At 69.6% G+C, this 18,187-nt stretch carries 12 protein-coding genes; 10 read left to right on the plus strand and 2 right to left on the minus strand.

All coding sequences use genetic code 11. The annotated features are described in order from the left end of the window. The first annotated feature begins 24 nt into the window (after nt 1–24). Entirely contained in the window at nt 25–6,078 is a 6,054-nt protein-coding gene (locus ACUTAG_RS21840; RefSeq protein ID WP_148316364.1) for a DUF3320 domain-containing protein, read from the plus strand. A gap of 406 nt (nt 6,079–6,484) precedes the next feature. Then, nucleotides 6,485–7,213: an META and DUF4377 domain-containing protein gene (locus ACUTAG_RS21845; protein ID WP_035200692.1), complete on the plus strand. Its 729-nt coding sequence runs from the start codon at nt 6,485–6,487 to the stop codon at nt 7,211–7,213. 48 nt (nt 7,214–7,261) lie between these two features. Here ACUTAG_RS21845 and ACUTAG_RS21850 read toward each other — a convergent pair whose 3' ends face one another. Then, nucleotides 7,262–7,975, minus strand: a complete 714-nt coding sequence (locus tag ACUTAG_RS21850) for a DUF1971 domain-containing protein (protein WP_020924798.1) — start codon at nt 7,973–7,975, stop codon at nt 7,262–7,264. A gap of 126 nt (nt 7,976–8,101) precedes the next feature. Further along, nucleotides 8,102–8,821: a Crp/Fnr family transcriptional regulator gene (locus tag ACUTAG_RS21855; RefSeq protein WP_006389150.1), complete on the minus strand. Its 720-nt coding sequence runs from the start codon at nt 8,819–8,821 to the stop codon at nt 8,102–8,104. 61 nt (nt 8,822–8,882) lie between these two features. Between ACUTAG_RS21855 and ACUTAG_RS21860 the strand changes: the two genes are divergently transcribed. The 8 genes from ACUTAG_RS21860 (at nt 8,883) to ACUTAG_RS21895 (ending at nt 18,162) form a co-directional block, all read left to right on the plus strand. Beyond that, nucleotides 8,883–9,878 carry an ABC transporter substrate-binding protein gene (locus ACUTAG_RS21860; RefSeq protein WP_148316366.1) on the plus strand — a complete coding sequence of 332 codons (996 nt, stop codon included), beginning with the start codon at nt 8,883–8,885 and terminating at the stop codon, nt 9,876–9,878. Continuing rightward, nucleotides 9,875–10,669, plus strand: coding sequence for an ABC transporter permease (locus tag ACUTAG_RS21865; protein ID WP_148316368.1), 795 nt, complete (start codon nt 9,875–9,877; stop codon nt 10,667–10,669). Before ACUTAG_RS21860 ends, ACUTAG_RS21865 begins: the two co-directional genes overlap by 4 nt. After that, nucleotides 10,662–11,345, plus strand: a complete 684-nt coding sequence (locus ACUTAG_RS21870) for an ABC transporter ATP-binding protein (protein WP_148316369.1) — start codon at nt 10,662–10,664, stop codon at nt 11,343–11,345. The genes ACUTAG_RS21865 and ACUTAG_RS21870 overlap by 8 nt, the downstream gene beginning before the upstream one ends. 96 nt (nt 11,346–11,441) lie before the next feature. Beyond that, a complete protein-coding gene (locus ACUTAG_RS21875; protein WP_024068038.1) occupies nt 11,442–13,568 on the plus strand; it encodes a TonB-dependent receptor family protein in 2,127 nt (708 codons plus the stop codon). Nucleotides 13,569–13,588: 20 nt separating this feature from the next. Continuing rightward, the gene (locus tag ACUTAG_RS21880; protein ID WP_049055488.1) at nt 13,589–14,032 is read left to right on the plus strand and encodes a CopD family copper resistance protein; all 444 of its coding nucleotides are present in this window, start codon (nt 13,589–13,591) and stop codon (nt 14,030–14,032) included. Nucleotides 14,033–14,137: 105 nt separating this feature from the next. Then, nucleotides 14,138–14,665, plus strand: coding sequence for a sigma-70 family RNA polymerase sigma factor (locus ACUTAG_RS21885; protein ID WP_020924792.1), 528 nt, complete (start codon nt 14,138–14,140; stop codon nt 14,663–14,665). 6 nt (nt 14,666–14,671) lie between these two features. After that, complete coding sequence (locus tag ACUTAG_RS21890; protein WP_020924791.1) at nt 14,672–15,622, plus strand: FecR domain-containing protein; 951 nt, start codon at nt 14,672–14,674, stop codon at nt 15,620–15,622. Between the two features lie 86 nt (nt 15,623–15,708). Then, a complete protein-coding gene (locus ACUTAG_RS21895; protein ID WP_148316371.1) occupies nt 15,709–18,162 on the plus strand; it encodes a TonB-dependent siderophore receptor in 2,454 nt (817 codons plus the stop codon). The last annotated feature ends 25 nt before the right edge of the window (nt 18,163–18,187 follow it).

An 18,187-nucleotide genomic window follows, 5' to 3' on the forward strand; every position in this document is an offset into this window, starting at 1 on the left:
GAAGAACCGAGCAGAGAGAAATCGATGGACAAGCGACTGGACCTGGAATCCCCGGCGATGCGGGAGGGCGCCGCGCATGGCGCCGGCATGGCGGCGCTGGAGCCGGTCGGACAGGACGTCGCGACACGGGATGGCGTGATGATCGAGATCGAGGCCGATCCGACGCTGGGCTACGCCTCCATCCAGAATGCGGTGCCGGTCCTGCGATCGCTGCGCCTGGTCAACCGCTCGCAGGAGACTTTCGAGAACGTCGAGGTCCAGATCCGCTGCAATCCGGCCTTCGCGCAGCCGGTGAGGCTGCGCTTCGATGTGCTGGTGCCCGGCGAAATCCGCCGCATCGCGCCGCTGGACCTGGCGCCCGACCATGGCTACCTGGCCGATCTGCAGGAAGCGCAGCGCGCCGCCATCGAGGTGACGGCGCAGGCCGATGGGCGCGAAGTGGGCCGCGCCGCGCAGCCCGTGGCGGTGCTGGCCTATGACCAGTGGGCCGGCACCCGCGCGCTGCCGGAATTGCTGGCCGCGTTTTCCATGCCCAACAACCCGGCCGTTGACGGGCTCATCGGCAAGGCCGCCCGGCTGCTGCGCGAACAGCACAGCGACCTGACCATGAACGGCTACCAGTCCAAGAGCCGAGACGTGGTCTGGAAGCAGGTGTCGGCCATCTACAGCACGCTGGCGGCCGAAACGCTGCATTACGCCGAGCCGCCCGCATCGTTCGGCGTCGACGGCCAGAAGATCCGCACGCCCGACCGCATCCTGGAGGCCCGCGTGGCCACTTGCCTGGACCTGGCGATGTTGTTTTCGTCGTGCCTGGAGCAGGCCGGGCTGCGCCCCGTGATCCTGATGAAGGAAGGCCACGCCTGGGTAGGCGTGTGGCTGCATCCGGCCTGCTTCGCCGATCCGCTGACCGACGACGTGCAGGCCGTGCGCAAGCGCGTGGACAGCGGCGAATTCCTGGCCTTCGAGACCACCGGCATCGCCCAGCATCCGAGTTTCCGGCCGTCGCTGCGGCTGGCGCTGGAACAGGGCGCCGCGCACCTGCGCGAAGACGATACGTTCCGCTACGCCATCGACGTGTACCGGGCGCGCGAGCTGCAGATCAAGCCGCTGCCGTCGCGTGCCGGCGCCACGGCGCCGGGCGAAGCCGATGCCTCCGAGGCGCCCGCCGCCATCGAACCCACGCCCCAGCTGCCGCCGCTGGATCCGGAGTTCGTCATCAGCCTGGAGCCGGCCGACGACACGCCCGAAGGCCGCCTGGCCAAGTGGAAATCGCGCCTGCTGGACCTGACGCTGCGCAACCGGCTGCTGAATTTCAAGAACACCAAGTCGACCCTGCCGCTGGTGGTGCCCGACCTGGGACGGCTGGAAGACGCCATTGCCGACGGCGGCGAGTTCCGCATCCGTCCCTTGCCCGCCGCCTTGATGGAGGGCAGCGACCCGCGCGTGGCGCAGGTGCACGTCGACCGTGGCGGCCGCGCGCCGCTGGACGACATGGCGCTGGAGGCGCTGGGCAACAAGGAACTGATCGCCCGCGTGGCGCAGGAGGCGCTGGACGCCAACCTGCTGACCATCTTCGGCGCCGCGCGCACCGGGCTGGAGGAAGGCGGCGCGAATACGCTGTACCTGGCCCTGGGCATGCTGCGCTGGACCGAGCATCCCGCCGCCGAGAGCAGTCACCTGGCGCCGCTGATCCTGGTGCCGGTGTCGCTGCAGCGCCAGTCGGTGCGCAGCGGTTTCCGGCTGGTGCGCCACGATGACGAGACCATCATCAACCCCACGTTGCTGCAGATGCTGCGCAACAACTACGAGTTGCGCATCCCCGGCCTCGATGCGCTGCCGGCCGACGATAAGGGCGTGGACGTGGCGCGGGTGTTGCAGGCGTTCCGCCTGGCGGTGCGCGAGATCGCCGGCTGGGAAGTGCTGGAGCAGGTGCACCTGGGGATTTTCTCGTTCACCAAATACCTGATGTGGAAGGACCTGCAGGACCGCAGCGGCCAGCTCAAGGCCAACCGCGTGGTGCGGCACCTGATCGAGCACCCCGGCCAGGCTTTCGCGCAGGAACCCTGGGATCCGCGCTTCGAGCGCCTGGACGAAAGCTACCGGCCGCAGGACCTGCTGACGCCGCTGTTGTCGGATTCCTCGCAGTTGAAGGCGATCTGCGCGGTCGATGCCGGCCGCGACCTGGTGCTCGAAGGCCCGCCCGGCACCGGCAAGAGCCAGACCATCACCAACCTGATCGCGCACCTGCTGGCGCGTGGCAAGACGGTGCTGTTCGTTTCGGAAAAAATGGCGGCGCTGGAGGTGGTGCATCGCCGCCTGGCCAATATCGGCCTGGGACCGTTCTGCCTGGAATTGCATTCGTCCAAGGCGCGCAAGTCCGAAGTGCTGCAGCAGCTCGGTCGGGCGCTGGAACTGGGCGGCCAGCGCAGCAGCGATGAATGGAACCGCGAAGCCGAGCGCCTGGCGGCGCTGCGCCAGGAACTGAACGGCCTGGTCCAAGCCCTGCATCAGCGGCATGGCAACGGCCTGACGGTCTACGACGCCATCGGCACCTGCATCCAACACAGCGGCGAGGAACCGTCGCCGCTGTCCTGGCCCGATGCCCAGGCGCATGGCGAGGACGAGCTGGCGCAGTTGCGCGAGGCGGCGCGGCGCATGTCGACGCTGTCCGGCGAACTGGGCGCGCTGCATGGCCACGCCCTGGCCCACATCGGCATGACCGGGTGGAGCCCCAGCTGGCAGGACGAGCTGCTGGCGGCGGCGCAGGCCCTGGACCGGGCGGCGGACGCGTTCAAGGCCTGCGTGGACGTCGCCGGCGCCGAACTGGGCGTGCCGGTCGCCGGCCTGGGCCTGGAGGCCTATGCGCGCCTGGATGCATTGATCGACGTATTGCTGGCGGCGCCGCGGGTGCCCACGGGCCTGGCCGCGCAGGCGCATGATCCCGCGGCGCGCCAGCGGGTGCAGGCGCTGGCCCGTCACGGCCTGGCGCGCAATGCGCATTGGGCCGAGGTCGGCGCGTCCTGGCAGGCGCGCCTGGCGGACCTGGACAGCACCGCGCTGCAGGCCGAATGGCAGGCCGCGCGTGCCGCCTGGTGGCCCAAGTCGGCCTTCGCCAAGCGGCGCCTGCGCAAGCGGCTGGCGGCGTTTCGTGTCGACGCGCGCCGTCCGGACGATGCCGCCATCGACGCGATGCTGGCGCCGCTGGCGCGGGTCAATGCCGAAGACCGGGAACTGGCGTCCCTGAAGGCCGATGCCGAACGCCTGTTGTTGAACGATTACGCCGGCCTGGACACGGATTGGGAACAGGTCGGGCGCCACGAACAATGGGCCGAACGCTTCGCCGAGGCGGTCACGCTGATGGCCGGCGATCCGGCCGCGGCCGGCGCGCTGCGCACGCGCCTGCAACCGCTGGTGGGCGAGAATCGCGCCTTCCTGCAGCCGGGCGCCGCGCTTGGCGGGCGCCTGCTCGACACCCGCAATGCCTGGCGCGCGCTGCGCGACCAGCTTGCCGTGGTGGAGGGCCTGGCGCATCCCACCATGCCGTTGCAGGGGCAGGAACACGACGGCGGAGCGCTCGAACGCATTCAGGCCGTGCTGGCCGGATGGCGGCTGAACAAGCAGAGCCTGATGCCGTGGTGCGTCTGGCGCCAGGCGCGCGACCAGGCCATCGGCATGCAGCTGCAGGGCCTGGTTGCGACGCTGGAGCGGGGCCGCGTGCCGCTGGCCCGGGTCGAGGCGCATTTCGAGTTCAGCTATCGCAACTGGTGGGTCAAGAAGGTCATCGACCATTCGCCGCTGCTGCGGTCGTTCTCCAGCGCCGACCACGATCGCAAGATCCGCGAGTTTCGCCAGGCCGATGACCGCTTCCAGCAACTCACGTCGGCCCATATCGCGGCATTGCTGGCCGGCAAGGTGCCGGCCAGCAATGCCGTCCTGGTCAGTCCCGACAGCGAACTGGGCCTGTTGCGCCGGGAATTGCAGAAGAAGGCGCGCCACGTGCCGGTGCGCCAGCTGATGCAGCGCCTGCCGTCGCTGCTGCCGCGCCTCAAGCCGTGCCTGCTGATGTCGCCGCTGTCGGTGGCGCAATACCTGGACGCCGGTCATTCGCAGTTCGATGTGGTGGTGTTCGACGAAGCCTCGCAGATTCCGGTGTGGGATTCGATCGGCGCCATCGCGCGCGGCCAGCAGCTGGTGGTGGTGGGCGACACCAAGCAGCTGCCGCCCACCAGCTTCTTCAGCAAGTCGGCCAACGACGACGACGGCGCCGGCGACGATGGCCAGGTGGAAGACCTGGAGAGCATCCTGGACGAATGCCTGGGCGCCGACATGAACCGCCTGCGCCTGCAATGGCACTACCGCAGCCGCCACGAAAGCCTGATCACCTTCAGCAACGTGACCTACTACGATTCGCAGCTCATCACCTTCCCGTCGCCGGTCACCGACGACGTGGCGGTGCGGCTCGAGCGCGTGGCCGGCGTCTACGACCGCGGCGGCAGCCGCACCAACCGCGCCGAGGCCGAGGCCATCGTGCAGGGCATCGAGCGCCATTACCTCGACCCGGCGCGGCGCCGCCAGAGCCTGGGCGTGGTGACTTTCAACCAGCCGCAGCAGTCGCTCATCGAAACGCTGCTGGATGCGCGCCGCCGCGCCAATGCCGCTCTCGACAAGGCCATTGCGGCGCAGGCGCGCGAACCGCTTTTCATCAAGAACCTGGAGAACGTGCAGGGCGACGAGCGCGACGTAATCCATTTCTCGATCACCTATGGGCCGGATGCGGCCGGCAAGATGACGATGAACTTCGGCCCGCTCAACGGCGAAGGCGGCCACCGCCGCCTGAACGTGGCGATCTCGCGGGCCCGCGAAGGCGTGGTGATCTACAGCACGCTGGCGCCGCAGCAGATCGACCTGTCGCGCGTGCGCGCCGCCGGCGTGCGCGACCTGAAGCACTATCTGGAGTTCGCCTTGAAGGGGCCGCGCGCGCTGGTGGCGCAGTCGCTGCCCACGGGGCGCGAGCCCGACAGCCCGTTCGAGACGCAGGTGATCAAGGTGCTGCGCGAGCGCGGCTGGGTGGTGCATCCGCAGGTCGGCTGCTCGGGATATCGCATCGACATGGGCGTGGTCGATCCGCGCGCGCCGGGGCGCTACCTGCTGGGCATCGAATGCGATGGCCGTGCCTATCATGCCGGGGCCACCGCGCGCGACCGCGATCGCCTGCGGCAGGTGGTGCTGGAAGGGCTGGGGTGGCGCCTGCACCGGATCTGGTCGACCGACTGGTGGATCAATCCCGAACGCGAAGTGGACAAGCTGCTGGCCCGCCTGGACGCGGAACTGGCGCGCGAGGAGGAAGCGCCCGCGCCCGAACCGGAGCCTGACCCGCAGCCTGGCCCACAGTCTGGTTCCGACGAGGACGACGCGGCGCAGGCGGACGACGTGGCTTTCACCATCACCACCGAGGATGGCGTGGACGCGGCCGGCTCCGGCACGATGCCGGGCCAGGCGCCGCCGCGGCCGAACACGGCGGCGGGCGCCATCACGACCTACCAGGTGACCGACCTGGCGCCGGGCGACGCGCAGGCGTTCTACGACCGCGCCAGCAATGCGCGACTGACCGCCGAGCTGCGCCAGGTGATCGAGACCGAGGGCCCCCTGCCCGAAAGCGTGCTGCATCGGCGGGTGGCGCGGGCCTGGGGCCTGGAACGCACCGGCGCGCGCATCGTCGAGCGCCTGCGCCAGCTGACGCCGGCCGACAGCGGCCGCACGCACGAAGGCGAGGTCACGTTCCTCTGGCCCGCCGGTGCGCGGCCGGCGGCGTGGGCGGACTTTCGCGGCGCCGGCGAGGACGAGGCCTCGCGCCGCCGCGTCGACGATGTCTGCCTGGAAGAACTGGCCAACGGCGTGCTGCGGGTGCTGGCCACGACCGGCAACGCGCCGCGGGCCGATGTGATCAAGTCGGTCTGCCGCCTCCTGGGCCTGTCGCGCACGCTGGCGGATGCCGAGGCGCGGCTGGGACTGGCGTTGTCGGCGCTGCAGGCGCAAGGCCGGGTGCGCGACGATGCCGGGATGCTGCGGGTGGATTGAGGCGCGGCGGGCGCCCCGTCACGCGTGGGCGCCCGCAAAGATCTGCATTACTGCGCAGAGTGTTGCGCCGGGGCGTGGCCCGTGAGTGTCAGACTGTAATTGCGCGGCGGGCCGCGATCCGCCCGCGCCGCGTACCGGGATTGGCCGCGCCGCCGCAGGGGGAAGGCGCGGGCGGAGATGCTTGCAGGTGTCAGCCTGAGTTCAGTCAGGCGGCAAGATTTTGATACGTCCAAGGACAGAACCCGCCCATTTCGTCCATGGCGCGGACGTAGAATCCGGGTTTTCACCAGTGCCGCACGGCTGATAGGAACCCACCATGAAAAAAACAATTCTCCTGGCGTCTGTCTGCGCCGCGCTGCTGCAGGCTTGCGCACCGGTTACCACCCCTGGCGAAGGATCGTCCTCCATGTCCACTTCTTCCGCGACGCCCGCCGCGAACGCGGTGAGCCTGCCCGCTTACTACTGGCGCCTGGTGTCGGCCACCGATGCCTCGGGCAAATCCATCCCCGCCCTGCAAAAGGGCGTCGAACAGCCCTTGCGCCTGTCGTTCACGGCCGATGCCCTGAACGTGCGCGGCGGCTGCAATGCGCAGTTCGGCGGCTATACCTACAAGAACGGCGTGCTGCAGGTCGCCAATCTGGCTTCCACCATGAAGGCCTGCGAGCCCAGCCTGATGACGCTGGACGCCGAGATCGGCCAGCGCCTGAAGGGCGACCTGCGCGCCACGCTCGGCGGCGACCCGGCCGAGCCCGCGCTGGAGCTGGTGGCGCGGGACGGCAGCGTGCTGAAGTTCGTCGGCGAACCGACGCCGGAGACCCTGTACGGCAGCGCCGGCGAGATCATGTTCCTGGAAGTGGCGCCCAAGCGCGCCGACTGCAGCCATCCCATGATTCCTCGCTACCAGTGCCTGATGGTGCGTGAGCGCCGCTACAACGACGCCGGGGTGCAGCTGCCGCCGCAGGAAGACTGGCATCCGCTGTACCAGTCGATCGAAGGCTACGATCACCGCGATGGCGTGCGCACCGTGCTGCGGGTCAAGCGCTACGATTGGAAGAACCCGCCGGCCGACGCGCCGTCGAAGGTGTACGTGCTGGACATGGTGGTCGAGCAGGACGCCTCGGGCAAGAAGAAGTAAGCACCTGCCGCGCCCGATCGGGCGCGGCCTCCCAGGGCCCCGGGGCGACTACGCCGAACGTTCGGCGTCTGCCGGCGAGGCCCCATCCGCGCGGCAGAACGTGATCTGGAAGCTTCCAGGCAGTTCGAAGGCGACGTGATGCCGCACTTGCGGCGCGATCAGCACGCGCTGTCCGGCGGCCAGCACCACTTCGGTGTGCGGCGGATCGTCCAGCGTGTAGCGCAGCACGCCGCTGTACACGGTCAACAATCCCCAGGTTCCCGCCTTGGTCGTATGCGCGGCGCGCAATGCGGCGGGCAGGTTGTCGGGCGTGAACATGGGGCTGTCGCGGTAGGGACGCACGTTCGCGGGCAGGGTATCCGGCAGGCCGGGCATGGCGTGCCGCTGCTGCCAGACGTGCCACAGCTTGGCGGCGATGCGTTCGGCCATGGCGTCGGCCTGCGCCTGCAGCAGCGGCGGCCCGACTTCCGCGGTGACCTGGTGGAACAGCGCCAGCCAGCGCTGGAACAGTGGCCATGACAGGTCTGGAATGCGGGCGTGCGCCGGAATCGGCGCGCCCTTGAAGCGGCGCGTGCCCAGCAGCAGCGCGGACCAGAAATCACACAGCATGGCCAGGTGCGCATCCCAGTCGGTCACGCGCGCGTCGAAGATAGGCGCCAGCGTGTCGTCCTGGCGCACGCGGGCATAGAACCGGTGGACCAGGCGGCGGATGTCATCCTCGCTGATCGGCGCGGCGGGAAGGTCGGGGAAATCGGGCGGCATGATGGGGCAGGGGGCAAGACCAGTCCCATTGTCGGCCGGAGGGGAGGGCGGCGCCGATGACGAATGTCATTGGCGGGCCCGGCATCACGGCCGGCGTCGCGGCGCGCCGGGCGTGGCAGCCGGCCGTCAGAACGGCCGTTTGGCCGTCGTCGCCAGTTTTTCCAGGTAGGCCGGCGTGTGCAGTATCCATTCGCGGCGCTTGCCGCTGACATGGCCCTGGGTCTGCCAGTCATTCAGCAGGCGGCTCAGGGTTTCGGCGCGGATACCGAGGTGCGCGGCCAGCTGGCGCTGGTTCAGCGGCAGCGTCACCGTGTCGCCCTGGCGCTCGCGCAGTCCCATCAGATAGTTGGCCAACCGCTCCGGCGCGGAGCTGGACGTCATCCAGTCGACCCTGTTGACCTGGTCGTAGAGGTTCTTGCTCAGCCCTGCCAGCAGCGCCAGCGCCAGGTCCGGCCACTGGCGGCAGGCCTCGTGCAGCCGGCGACGGCACAGCCGCCAGCCCTGGAAAGCCGTGCGCGCCCGCGCCTGCATCGGATAGCGGCCATGCGGCATGAACATGGCGGCATGGGCCATCAGCGTGCCCGGCTCGAACACGCGGAAGACGCGTTCGTCGCCGTTGTAGCCATAGCGCATGACCTCGGCCTGGCCGTGGCCCACCAACAGGTAGTGGCGGGCGACGTCGCCTTCGCCGAACAGGATCTGTCCGGCCTCGGCGCGCAGCGGCACGGCGTCGCCCACCAGGTACGTGGCGACTTCGGCGGCCGCCGGCGGCGGCAGGCTGCGCAGCAGCGGATGGCGGGCGAGCAGGTCCGCCGCGACCGGGTCGGGCAGATTGATATTTGTCATTCTGGGTCTTTGCGCGTGAATGGGAAAATTTTAAACGATAACAATTCCCATTTGATATTCCATGAAGAACATCCCGACGCGCCGCCGTTTCTGCGCCGCGGTCAGCGCCGCGGCGCTGCTGCCGCGCTGGGGCGTGACCGGCCCCCGTCCACGCGCCACGCTCACGCTGGCCGGGCCTGGCGCCGTGGTCAGCTATCCGTTGATGCACATGGCCGCGACCGGCGCCCTGGCCGGGCAGGCGGACGCGGTGCGCTTTCGCCTGTGGCAAAGCGCCGACCAGCTGCGCACGCTGCTGGTGAAGGGCGACGTCGACTTCAGCGCCGCGCCCAGCACGCTGCCGGCGCTGTTGCGCAACCGCGGGCTGCCGGTGCGGCTGCTGAACATCTCGGTGTGGGGCATTCTCTGGCTGGTCAGCCGCGACCCCGCCATCCAGTCGTTCGAGGACCTGGCCGGCCGCGAGCTGGCGGTGCCATTCCAGCGCGACCTGCCGGCGGTGCTGCTGGATACGCTGCTCGAGGCCCAGGCCGCGCGCGGTCTGGCGCCCGTCAGGCTGCGCCGCACACGCGACGGCCAGGACGCGATCGCGCTGATGCTGGACGGCCAGGCTGAACAGGCGCTGCTGGTCGAACCCATGGCGTCGCTGCTGCTGTGGCGCGCGCGGCAGCAGGCGGGCGCGCCCACGTTGCACCGCGGTCCGAGCCTGGAGCAGGCCTGGCGCGCCGCGTTCCCCGCGCAGCCTGCCTTGCCGCAGGCGGGCATCATGGCCGCCGCGGGCATGGCCGACGACGTGGCGCTGTGCCAGGCGGTCGACACGGCCTATGCCGCGTCCGCGCGCTGGTGCATGGATCATGCGGCCGAATGTGCGGCGTTGGTGCGCGAGCATCTGCCGCACATGCCGCAGGCCGCCCTCGAAGCCGCGATCCGCCAGACGCGCCTGCGGAGCCGCAGCGCTCGCGAGGCGCGTGCCGACATCGAGGCCCTGTACCAGTTGCTGGCCAACCGCTATCCCCAGGCCATCGGCGGCGGCCTGCCGCCGGTCGGCTTCTACGGGCCATGAGCGGCCCGCGTTTTTCGCGCCAGGGGGCGCCGGCCCTGCGCACCTCGCGCGCCTGGAGCGCGGCCGGCGTGCTGCTGCTGTTGCTGGCCTGGCACCTGGCCGCGCGCCGGCTCGGGCCGCTGCTCATGGCGACGCCCTGGGAGGCGCTGCGCGCCATCGGCCCGCTGGTGCGCGGCCCGCAATTCTTCGCCAACGCTGGCGTCAGCCTGATGCGCATCGGCGTCGGTGTGCTGGCCGGCGCATTGCTGGGTTTCGCGCTGGGCATGCTGGCCGGCCACAGCGCCCGCCTGCGCGGCCTGATCGAGCCCCTGCGCTGGCTGCTGATGGCGATGCCGCCGGTGGTCGTGGTGGTGCTGGCAATGCTTTGGTTCGGCCTGGGTTCGTCGATGGTGATCTTCATCACCACGCTGATGATGGCGCCCGGCATGTATGTCAACACCGTCAAGGGCATGCTGCACGTGGACCGCAAGCTGATCGAGATGACGCAGGTCTACCGCTATGGCCCCTGGCTGCGCTTGCGGCACCTGTACCTGCCCGCGCTCAGCGCGCCGCTGCTGGCGGCGCTTCTGATCGCCGCCTGCGGCGGCGTGCGGCTGGTGGTCATGGCCGAGGTGCTGGGCGCCGAGAACGGCGTGGGCTACGCGCTGGCCAATGCCCGCAGCACCTTCGACACGGCCGAGCTGTATGCCTGGGTGCTGCTGATCCTGGGCCTGGTGGCCTTGTTGGAATTCGCCTTCCTGCAACCGCTGCAGCGGCGCCTGGGGCGCTGGATGGAGCCGAGCCATGCTTGAGTTGCGCGGCCTGTCCCTGCGTTATGGCGCGCAATCCGTGTTGCGCGATGTCGACCTGCGCCTGCGTCCGGGCGAGCGGTTGGGGCTGATCGGCCCCAGCGGCGCCGGCAAGAGCAGCCTGTTGCGCCTGGCCGCCGGCTTGGCGCGGCCCAGCGGCGGCTCCTTGCGCAACGATTTTCGCCACGCCGCGCTGATGTTCCAGGAGCCGCGGCTGCTGCCCTGGCGTCACGCGTTGGACAACGTGGCGTTGCCGCTGCGTGCTGTCGGCCATGCGCCCGCCAGGGCGCGGGCGCTGGCGGCGCAATGGTTGGCCCGGGTGGGGCTGGACGCGGCGATGCAGTCGTGGCCGGGCGAGTTGTCGGGCGGCATGGCGCAGCGTGTCGCCCTGGCCCGCGCGTTGGCGCTGGGACCCGACCTGCTGATGCTGGACGAACCCTTCAGCGCGCTCGATCCGGCGCTGCGCCGCCAGCTGGTCGCCAATTGCCGCGAGGAACTGGTCCGCAGCGGCGCGGCCTTGCTGTGCATCAGCCACGACCCCGAGGAATTGCTGGGCCTGGTCGACCGCTGCGTGCTGGTGCGGCAGGGGAGCGTCATTGCCATCGAGCCGGACGCCACTGGCGCCTTGTCGGCCGTGCGCCTGCGCGCCCTGTTGCTGGAGGCCGGCGCCGGGCCGTGACGCGGCCATTGCCGGGATTTCCGCCGTTCCGATTTCCCCGTTCGCCGGCTCCGCCATGAACGCTCTTTTGTTTCCTTGCTACGTGGAAGTACTCGTATGACATCCCCCCTCCTACGCCAGTTGGCGTCCAGCCTCACCCTGGGCGTGCTTGGTCTGTCCGCGGCCCATGCCCAGCCGCAGCCTCCCGCGGCCGGCCAGGCCGTGCCGTCGTTGTCGCCGGTGGTCGTGTCCGGCGAGTCCGTCACGCGCGGGCTCGATCCCGGTCCCCGGCGGATCCAGGCCGAACAACAGGCCGTGCCGGGTGGCACCAACCTGATCCTGCCGCAGCAGGAGGTGCGCCTGATCACGCTGCGTGATGCGCTCGACTACCAGCCGGGCGTGGTGGTGCAGGAATTCTTCGGCGGACTGGACCAGCCCCGGCTGAACATCCGCGGTTCCGGCATCCAGAGCAATCCCCTCAGCCGCGGCATCCTGCTGATGCAGGACGGCTTGCCGCTGAACGATGCCGACGGCTCGTTCGTCATCAGCCTGCTCGAGCCTCGCAACGCGGGCCTGGTCGCCGTGCGGCGCGGGGCCAATGCGCTGGCGCCCGGCGCCACGACGCTGGGCGGTGAAGTCGACTTCCGGTCGCTCACAGGCACCCAGGGCGACCAGATCCGGCTTGGCACTGGCAGCTTCGGTACGCGTTCGGTCACCTTGTCCAAGGGCTTCGAGGACGAGCGCCTGGATGGCCGCTTCAGCTTCGGCTACGACAAGTCGGATGGCTATCGCCATCATTCGGCGTCCGAACGCTCCAGCTTCCAGGGCAATCTGGGCTTTCGTCGCGGGACGTTCGAGAACCGTACCTATCTGTCCTACACCGACCTCAGGTTCGACATTCCCCAGCCGGTGCCCAAGGCCCGCATGTATGCGGATCCGCGCGGCGTGCTGGGCGACGGCAATTCGCCGCAGGACCTGGCCAACAACGTCTACAACCGTGATCCGCACCGCGATACCAGCCAGTTCCGCATCGCCAACCGCAGCTACTGGGGCAGCGACGACTTGAACCAGACCGCCGGCCTTTATTGGCAGCGCACCAATGACGACTTCACCAACCCGCAGGTCGCCAACGTCACGGACGGCGATACCTACGGCCTGGCGTGGCAGCTGGCCGGCAAGGCGGGCAGTGTCGATTACCGCGTGGCGCTCGACTGGCAGCGTAGCAATATGGACCGCGACTTCTACGCCATCCGTCCCGCCGATGGCCGCCGCCTGCAACGCTTCGGCAACTATGCCTTGACGGCCGAGAACCGCAGCGCGCTGATCGGCCTGGATTGGCACCTCACCGGGCAGCTCAGCCTGGTCGGTGACCTGAAGTACACCCAGGCGGTGCGCGATGCGCGCGAGCGCGGCAGCGGCAAGACGCTGGACCAGGACTGGAACTACGCCACCCCGCGCCTGGGCATCGTCTGGCAACCGGCGCAGACGCAGCGCTGGTATGCCAACGTCAGCCGCAGCAACGAGGCGCCGACCTTCTGGGAAATCGTCAACGGCGAAGTGCCCGCGCCCATGAACCCGGCCACCGCCGTCACTTCCATGAGCAAGCTCGACCTGCAACGCGCGCTGACGGTCGAACTCGGCGGCGATGGCACCTTCGCCGTGGCCGGCCGTGACCTGCGCTGGACCGTGTCGCTCTATCGCAGCCGGGTGGAGGATGAACTCATGTCCGTCACCAACGCCAACGGCACGCCGGCCGGCACCTACAACTACCGCGGCCGTACCCGCCACCAGGGCATCGAAGCGGGCCTGTCCGGCAGCCTGCCGGCGCCGGGCGACGGCCTGCTGGACTACCGCGTCGCCTACACCTTCAGCGACTTCCGTTTCCGCGAGGGGGAATTCCAGGGCAACCGCATCGCCGGGGTGCCGCGCCACCTGCTGAGCGCCGAGTTGATGTACCGCAAAGGCGGTTGGCGCGCGGGGCCCAACCTGCGCTGGCTGATGAGCGACACTGAGACCAACCACGCCAACGCGCCGGGCACGCAGCAGAATGCCTATGCGCTGCTGGGTTTCAAGATCGCTTACGAGCATGATGCGCATTGGAGCGCCTACGTGCAGGCCGACAACCTCACCGACAAGACCTACGCCAGCAGCTACGCCATCCGCAACAGCGCGACGGCGGCCATGCCGATCTTCCTGCCAGGCAACGGCAGGGCGTTCAGCGCGGGCGTGGCCTACCGGTTCTGATGACCTATCCAGGCACCGCCATGAACACCTATCCCTTGCTGTTGACCCTGCACCTGCTGGCCGCCTTCGTCTTCGTCGGCACGGTGACCTTCGAGGTGCTGTTCCTGGAACCGGTGCACCGGCGCCTGCCGCCCGAGGTGCGCAAGGCGCTCGGCGCCCAGCTCGGCCCGCGCGTGCGCGGCACGGTGCCGTGGGCGGTGCTGGTGCTGTACCTGGCGGGCCTGGGCCTGGCATCGCAATACGGCAACGCGCTGGCGCATCCCGCCGGCTCGCCGCTGGGCATCCTGCTGTCGATCAAGATCGCGCTGGCCGCGAGCGTGGCGGTGCACGTCGTCACGGCCCTGGCGCTGGCCCGCAAGCGGCGGCTGACGCCGGCCGTGCAGCGGCGCATTCACATCAGCGTTTTCTGTCACATGGTCGGCATCGTGGTGCTGGCCAAGGCGATGTTCTATGTGACGTGGTGAGACACCGGGCGGCGTCGGCCGTAATGGGAAGGGCATTTGAACGCCTTCATCAATAATGATTACAATTCCCATTCCCGAAATTCACAAGGCGCTGACGCGACGGCCATGTCGTCCACGGAATCCCTGGAACACCGCGAGCTTGGCAGGCTGTACCGCGACCATCACGGCTGGCTGCGCGGCTGGCTGCTGCGGCGCCTGAACGTGCCGGCCGAGGCCGCCGACCTGGCCCAGGACACCTTCCTGCGCCTGCTGGCGTCGCCGGCATCGATGGCGCAATTGCAGGGCGTGCGGCAGCCGCGCAGCTTCCTGGCCACGGTGGCGCAGCGCACGCTGGTCGACCACATCCGCCGCCAGGTGCTGGAACGCGCCTGGCTCGAAACCCTGGCGCAGCAGCCCGAGGCCAGCGCCATATCGCCCGAGACGCAGGCCATCCTGCTCGAGACCATCCGCGAGATCGACGCCATGCTGCACGGCCTGGGCGACAAGGTGCGGCGCGCCTTCCTGATGTCCCAGCTGGAAGGGGCCAGCTACGCCGAGATCGCCGCCCGCCTGGGCGTGACGGTCAGTTCCATCAAGAAGTACATGGCGCGCGCCACCGAGCATTGCCTGGTGTACGCGCTGGCCCGGCAGTAGGCGGCCATGGCGGACAAGACCATCGCCGCGGCGGCGCAATGGTACGCGCGGCTCTGCGCGGACGACGTCAGCGCGGCCGACCTGGCGGCGCATGGGCGCTGGCTGGCGGCCGATCCCGAACATGCGCGCATCTGGGGGCAGGTGGAACGGTTGCGCGGCACGCTGGGAGCCGCGCCGGCGCGCCTGGCTGCCGACACGCTCAATCGTGCCGACCAGCATTTCTCACGCCGCCGCGCGGCGCTGCGCAACGGACTGGGCGCGGTGGCGCTGCTGGGCGCCGGTGGCCTGGCGGCCTGGCGCAACCTGCCGATGGAGCGGATGCTGGCCGACTACCGCACCGGAGCAGGCGAGCGCCGCGAACTGCGGCTGGCGGATGGCACCTTGCTCTGGCTGGACAGCGCCAGCGCGGTCGACGTGACCGTCGACGCCGGCCAGCGGCGCATCTTCGTGCATGCCGGCGAGATCCTGGTCGACACCGAAAACGTCCGTCCCGGCCTGCCGCCCTTGCGCGTGCTCACCGCGCACGGCGCGGTGCGTCCCCTGGGCACGCGTTTCATCGTCACGCGGCAGGACGACCTGACGCGGGTGGCGGTGCTGCGCCATGCGGTGGCGCTGGAACCCGCGACGGGCGGCGCGCCAGTGATCCTGAAGGCGGGCGAGCAGGGCACGCTGGCGCCTGCGGGGGCGCAGGCGGCCGGCGCCATCACCGGCGAGCCCGACGCCTGGACGCGGGGCCTGCTGGTGGTCGACAACTGGCGGTTGGACGACTTCATTGCCCGGCTCGACCGTTATCGGCCCGGGCTGCTGCGATGCGACGATGGCGTGGCGGCGCTGCGCCTGTCGGGGGCGTTTCCTGTTGACGACACCGACCAGGCGCTGGCCGCCGTGACGCGCGCGCTGCCCGTGAACATCGCGCGCTTTACCCGTTATTACGTCCGCATCGTCGCCCGCCGCTGATTTTTTTCGCTCGGCATTGTCCTTTTTCCGCGCTCGTCCGACTTAGCAGGGATTACGTCGGATCTGCCATACGGAAACCTGAGTCCATGCCTTCTGTACCCTTGCTTCGTCACTCCGCCAAACTCGCGCCCCTGGCGCGCGCCGTTGCCATCGCCTTGACCGCCCTGGGCGCCCTGGGCGCCACGCCGTCGGCGCAGGCACAGGCCGTTTCCAGCGCGCAGGCGTCGCGCCACTATGATGTGCCGCCCGGCCCGCTGGGCCTGGCCCTGAGCCGGTTCGCCGCCCAGGCCGGGGTGGTGCTGTCGTTCGATGCCACGCTCACCCAGGGCCGCCAGAGCGCCGGCCTGCAGGGCGACTATGGCGTGGCCGCGGGCCTGGCGGCGATGCTGTCGGGCACCGGGCTGGAGGCCGTCAATCAGGGCGGCAACCGCTATGGCCTGCGCGCCGCCAATGCGCAGACGCTGGCGCCGGTCGAAGTGCTGGGCGCGCGCGAACCCACCCCGAGCGAAGGCACCGATTCGTATACGGTCGGCGTATCGAACACCGCCACCCGGCTGCCGATGACGTTGCGCGAGACGCCGCAGTCGGTCTCGGTGATGACGCGCCAGCGGCTCACCGACCAGGGCCTGAACACGCTGGAAGACGCCATCGTCAACACCCCGGGGCTGACCTTCAAGAAGAAGGGCTCGGCCGACGACAACGAGAAGGGCCTGTATGCGCGCGGCATGGAGATCACCAACATGCAGGTCGACGGCGTGCCGACCCACAAGGACTTCAATGCCCTGGGGCTGGACACGGCGCTGTATGACCGCATCGAAGTGGTGCGCGGCTCCACCGGCCTGCTGAGCGGGGCAGGCAACCCGGCCGCCTCCATCAACCTGGTGCGCAAGCGGCCGACCCGCGAATTCGAGGCCGGCGTCGGCGCCAGCGTCGGATCGTGGGACTACCGGCGTACCGAGTTCGACCTGGGCAGCCCGCTGGATGCGTCGGGCAAGCTGCGCGGGCGGCTGGTGGGCGCCTGGCAGGAGGGCGGCTCGTTCATCGACCGCGTCAAGCAGGATTCGCAACTGCTGTATGGAGTGGTCGAGGCGGACCTGACCGAGCGCACCTTGCTGACCCTGGGGGCGGAATACCAGCGCAAGAAGTGCACGGCGTGCTCGTACTTCGGCTTTCCCGCGTACTACGCCGATGGCTCCAAGACCGACTTTCGGCAACGGTTCAATTCCGCCACCAACTGGAGCCGCCAGGAACGCACGCGCTACAACGTCTTCGCCACGCTCGATCACGAGTTCTCGTCATCATGGAAAGGGTCGCTGACGCTGTCGCGCACCGGCGACGACAACGACCGCACCTATGGCTGGTTCAGCAGCAACGGCTGGGCCAACCCGCAGACCGGGCAGGGCGCCTCGGTCTGGGTCGCCAAATGGCCGATCCCCAAGACCCAGAATGCGCTGGACGCCAGCCTGAGCGGCGCGTTCGACGCGCTGGGCCGCCGCCACGACCTGGTGCTGGGCGTGAGCCTGTCGCGCACCCGGGGCGACTACGACACCTATCCGCTGTGGACCGCGCCCGGCTATGACCCGGTCATCCCGGACGTGCGCGCCTGGGATGGCGACATGCCGCAACCCCAATGGCAGGCGACCGGCAAGCGCTACTACACCGAGAAGCAGAACGCGGTCTATGGCGCATTGCGCCTGCGGCCGACCGACGCGCTGTCGGTGATCCTGGGCTCGCGCGTCACCTGGTGGGACCAGCAGGCCTCATACACCTACAACGACGGCTCGGCCTATCCGGACAACATGCGCGAGCAAGGTGTGTACACCCCATATGCTGGCCTGGTCTACGACCTGACGCCGACGCTGTCCGCCTATGCCAGCTACACCAGCATCTTCCTGCCGCAGCAGGCGCAGACCGTGTCGGGCAGCGGCATTGCGCCGATCAAGGGCAACACCTACGAAATCGGCCTGAAGAGTGCCTGGCTGGACGGCCGCCTGAACGGCGCGCTGGCGCTGTTCCGCACCCGCCAGGACAACTACGCCATGGTCGACGGCGACAAGCTGGCGCCCAATGGCGACAGCGCCTACGTCGCCGCCAACGGCGCCGTGCTGCGCGGCGTCGAAGCCGAGCTCAGCGGCGAACTCGCGCCCGGTTGGCAGATGCAGCTGTCGTACGCCTACGTCGATCGCCGCTTGCCGACGGGCTTCTCGACCCAGGTCGGGCTGCCGCGCCACATCGCCAAGCTGTACACCACCTACCGCCTGCCGGGCGACTGGAGCGCCCTGACCGTGGGCGGCGGGGTGCGCTGGGAAAGCCAGAGCGGCTTCACCAGCCGCGGCCCGGGCGGCCAGCAATTGGACTCGTCGCAGAGCGGCTACGCCCTGCTGGACCTGATGGCGCGCTACCAGTTCAACCGCCAGTGGTCCGCCACGCTGAACCTGAACAACGTGCTGGACAAGAAGTACTACGCCAGCACCAACATCTACAGCAACTACTACGGCGCGCCGTTCAGCGCGATGCTGGGGGTGAACTACCGGTATTGATCCGCGCCGGTCGGCGCGGCCGGCA

The organism is Achromobacter sp. CSND-B12 (genome assembly GCF_052906545.1).

Excerpts from the sequence above, each read along its gene's own strand:
- ACUTAG_RS21840 (WP_148316364.1), top strand. The coding sequence starts at position 25 with ATGGACAAGCGACTGGACCTGGAATCCCCGGCGATGCGGGAGGGCGCC.
- ACUTAG_RS21845 (WP_035200692.1), top strand. The coding sequence starts at position 6,485 with ATGTCCACTTCTTCCGCGACGCCCGCCGCGAACGCGGTGAGCCTGCCC.
- ACUTAG_RS21850 (WP_020924798.1), bottom strand. The coding sequence starts at position 7,975 with ATGCCGCCCGATTTCCCCGACCTTCCCGCCGCGCCGATCAGCGAGGAT.
- ACUTAG_RS21855 (WP_006389150.1), bottom strand. The coding sequence starts at position 8,821 with ATGACAAATATCAATCTGCCCGACCCGGTCGCGGCGGACCTGCTCGCC.
- ACUTAG_RS21860 (WP_148316366.1), top strand. The coding sequence starts at position 8,883 with ATGAAGAACATCCCGACGCGCCGCCGTTTCTGCGCCGCGGTCAGCGCC.
- ACUTAG_RS21865 (WP_148316368.1), top strand. The coding sequence starts at position 9,875 with ATGAGCGGCCCGCGTTTTTCGCGCCAGGGGGCGCCGGCCCTGCGCACC.
- ACUTAG_RS21870 (WP_148316369.1), top strand. The coding sequence starts at position 10,662 with ATGCTTGAGTTGCGCGGCCTGTCCCTGCGTTATGGCGCGCAATCCGTG.
- ACUTAG_RS21875 (WP_024068038.1), top strand. The coding sequence starts at position 11,442 with ATGACATCCCCCCTCCTACGCCAGTTGGCGTCCAGCCTCACCCTGGGC.
- ACUTAG_RS21880 (WP_049055488.1), top strand. The coding sequence starts at position 13,589 with ATGAACACCTATCCCTTGCTGTTGACCCTGCACCTGCTGGCCGCCTTC.
- ACUTAG_RS21885 (WP_020924792.1), top strand. The coding sequence starts at position 14,138 with ATGTCGTCCACGGAATCCCTGGAACACCGCGAGCTTGGCAGGCTGTAC.
- ACUTAG_RS21890 (WP_020924791.1), top strand. The coding sequence starts at position 14,672 with ATGGCGGACAAGACCATCGCCGCGGCGGCGCAATGGTACGCGCGGCTC.
- ACUTAG_RS21895 (WP_148316371.1), top strand. The coding sequence starts at position 15,709 with ATGCCTTCTGTACCCTTGCTTCGTCACTCCGCCAAACTCGCGCCCCTG.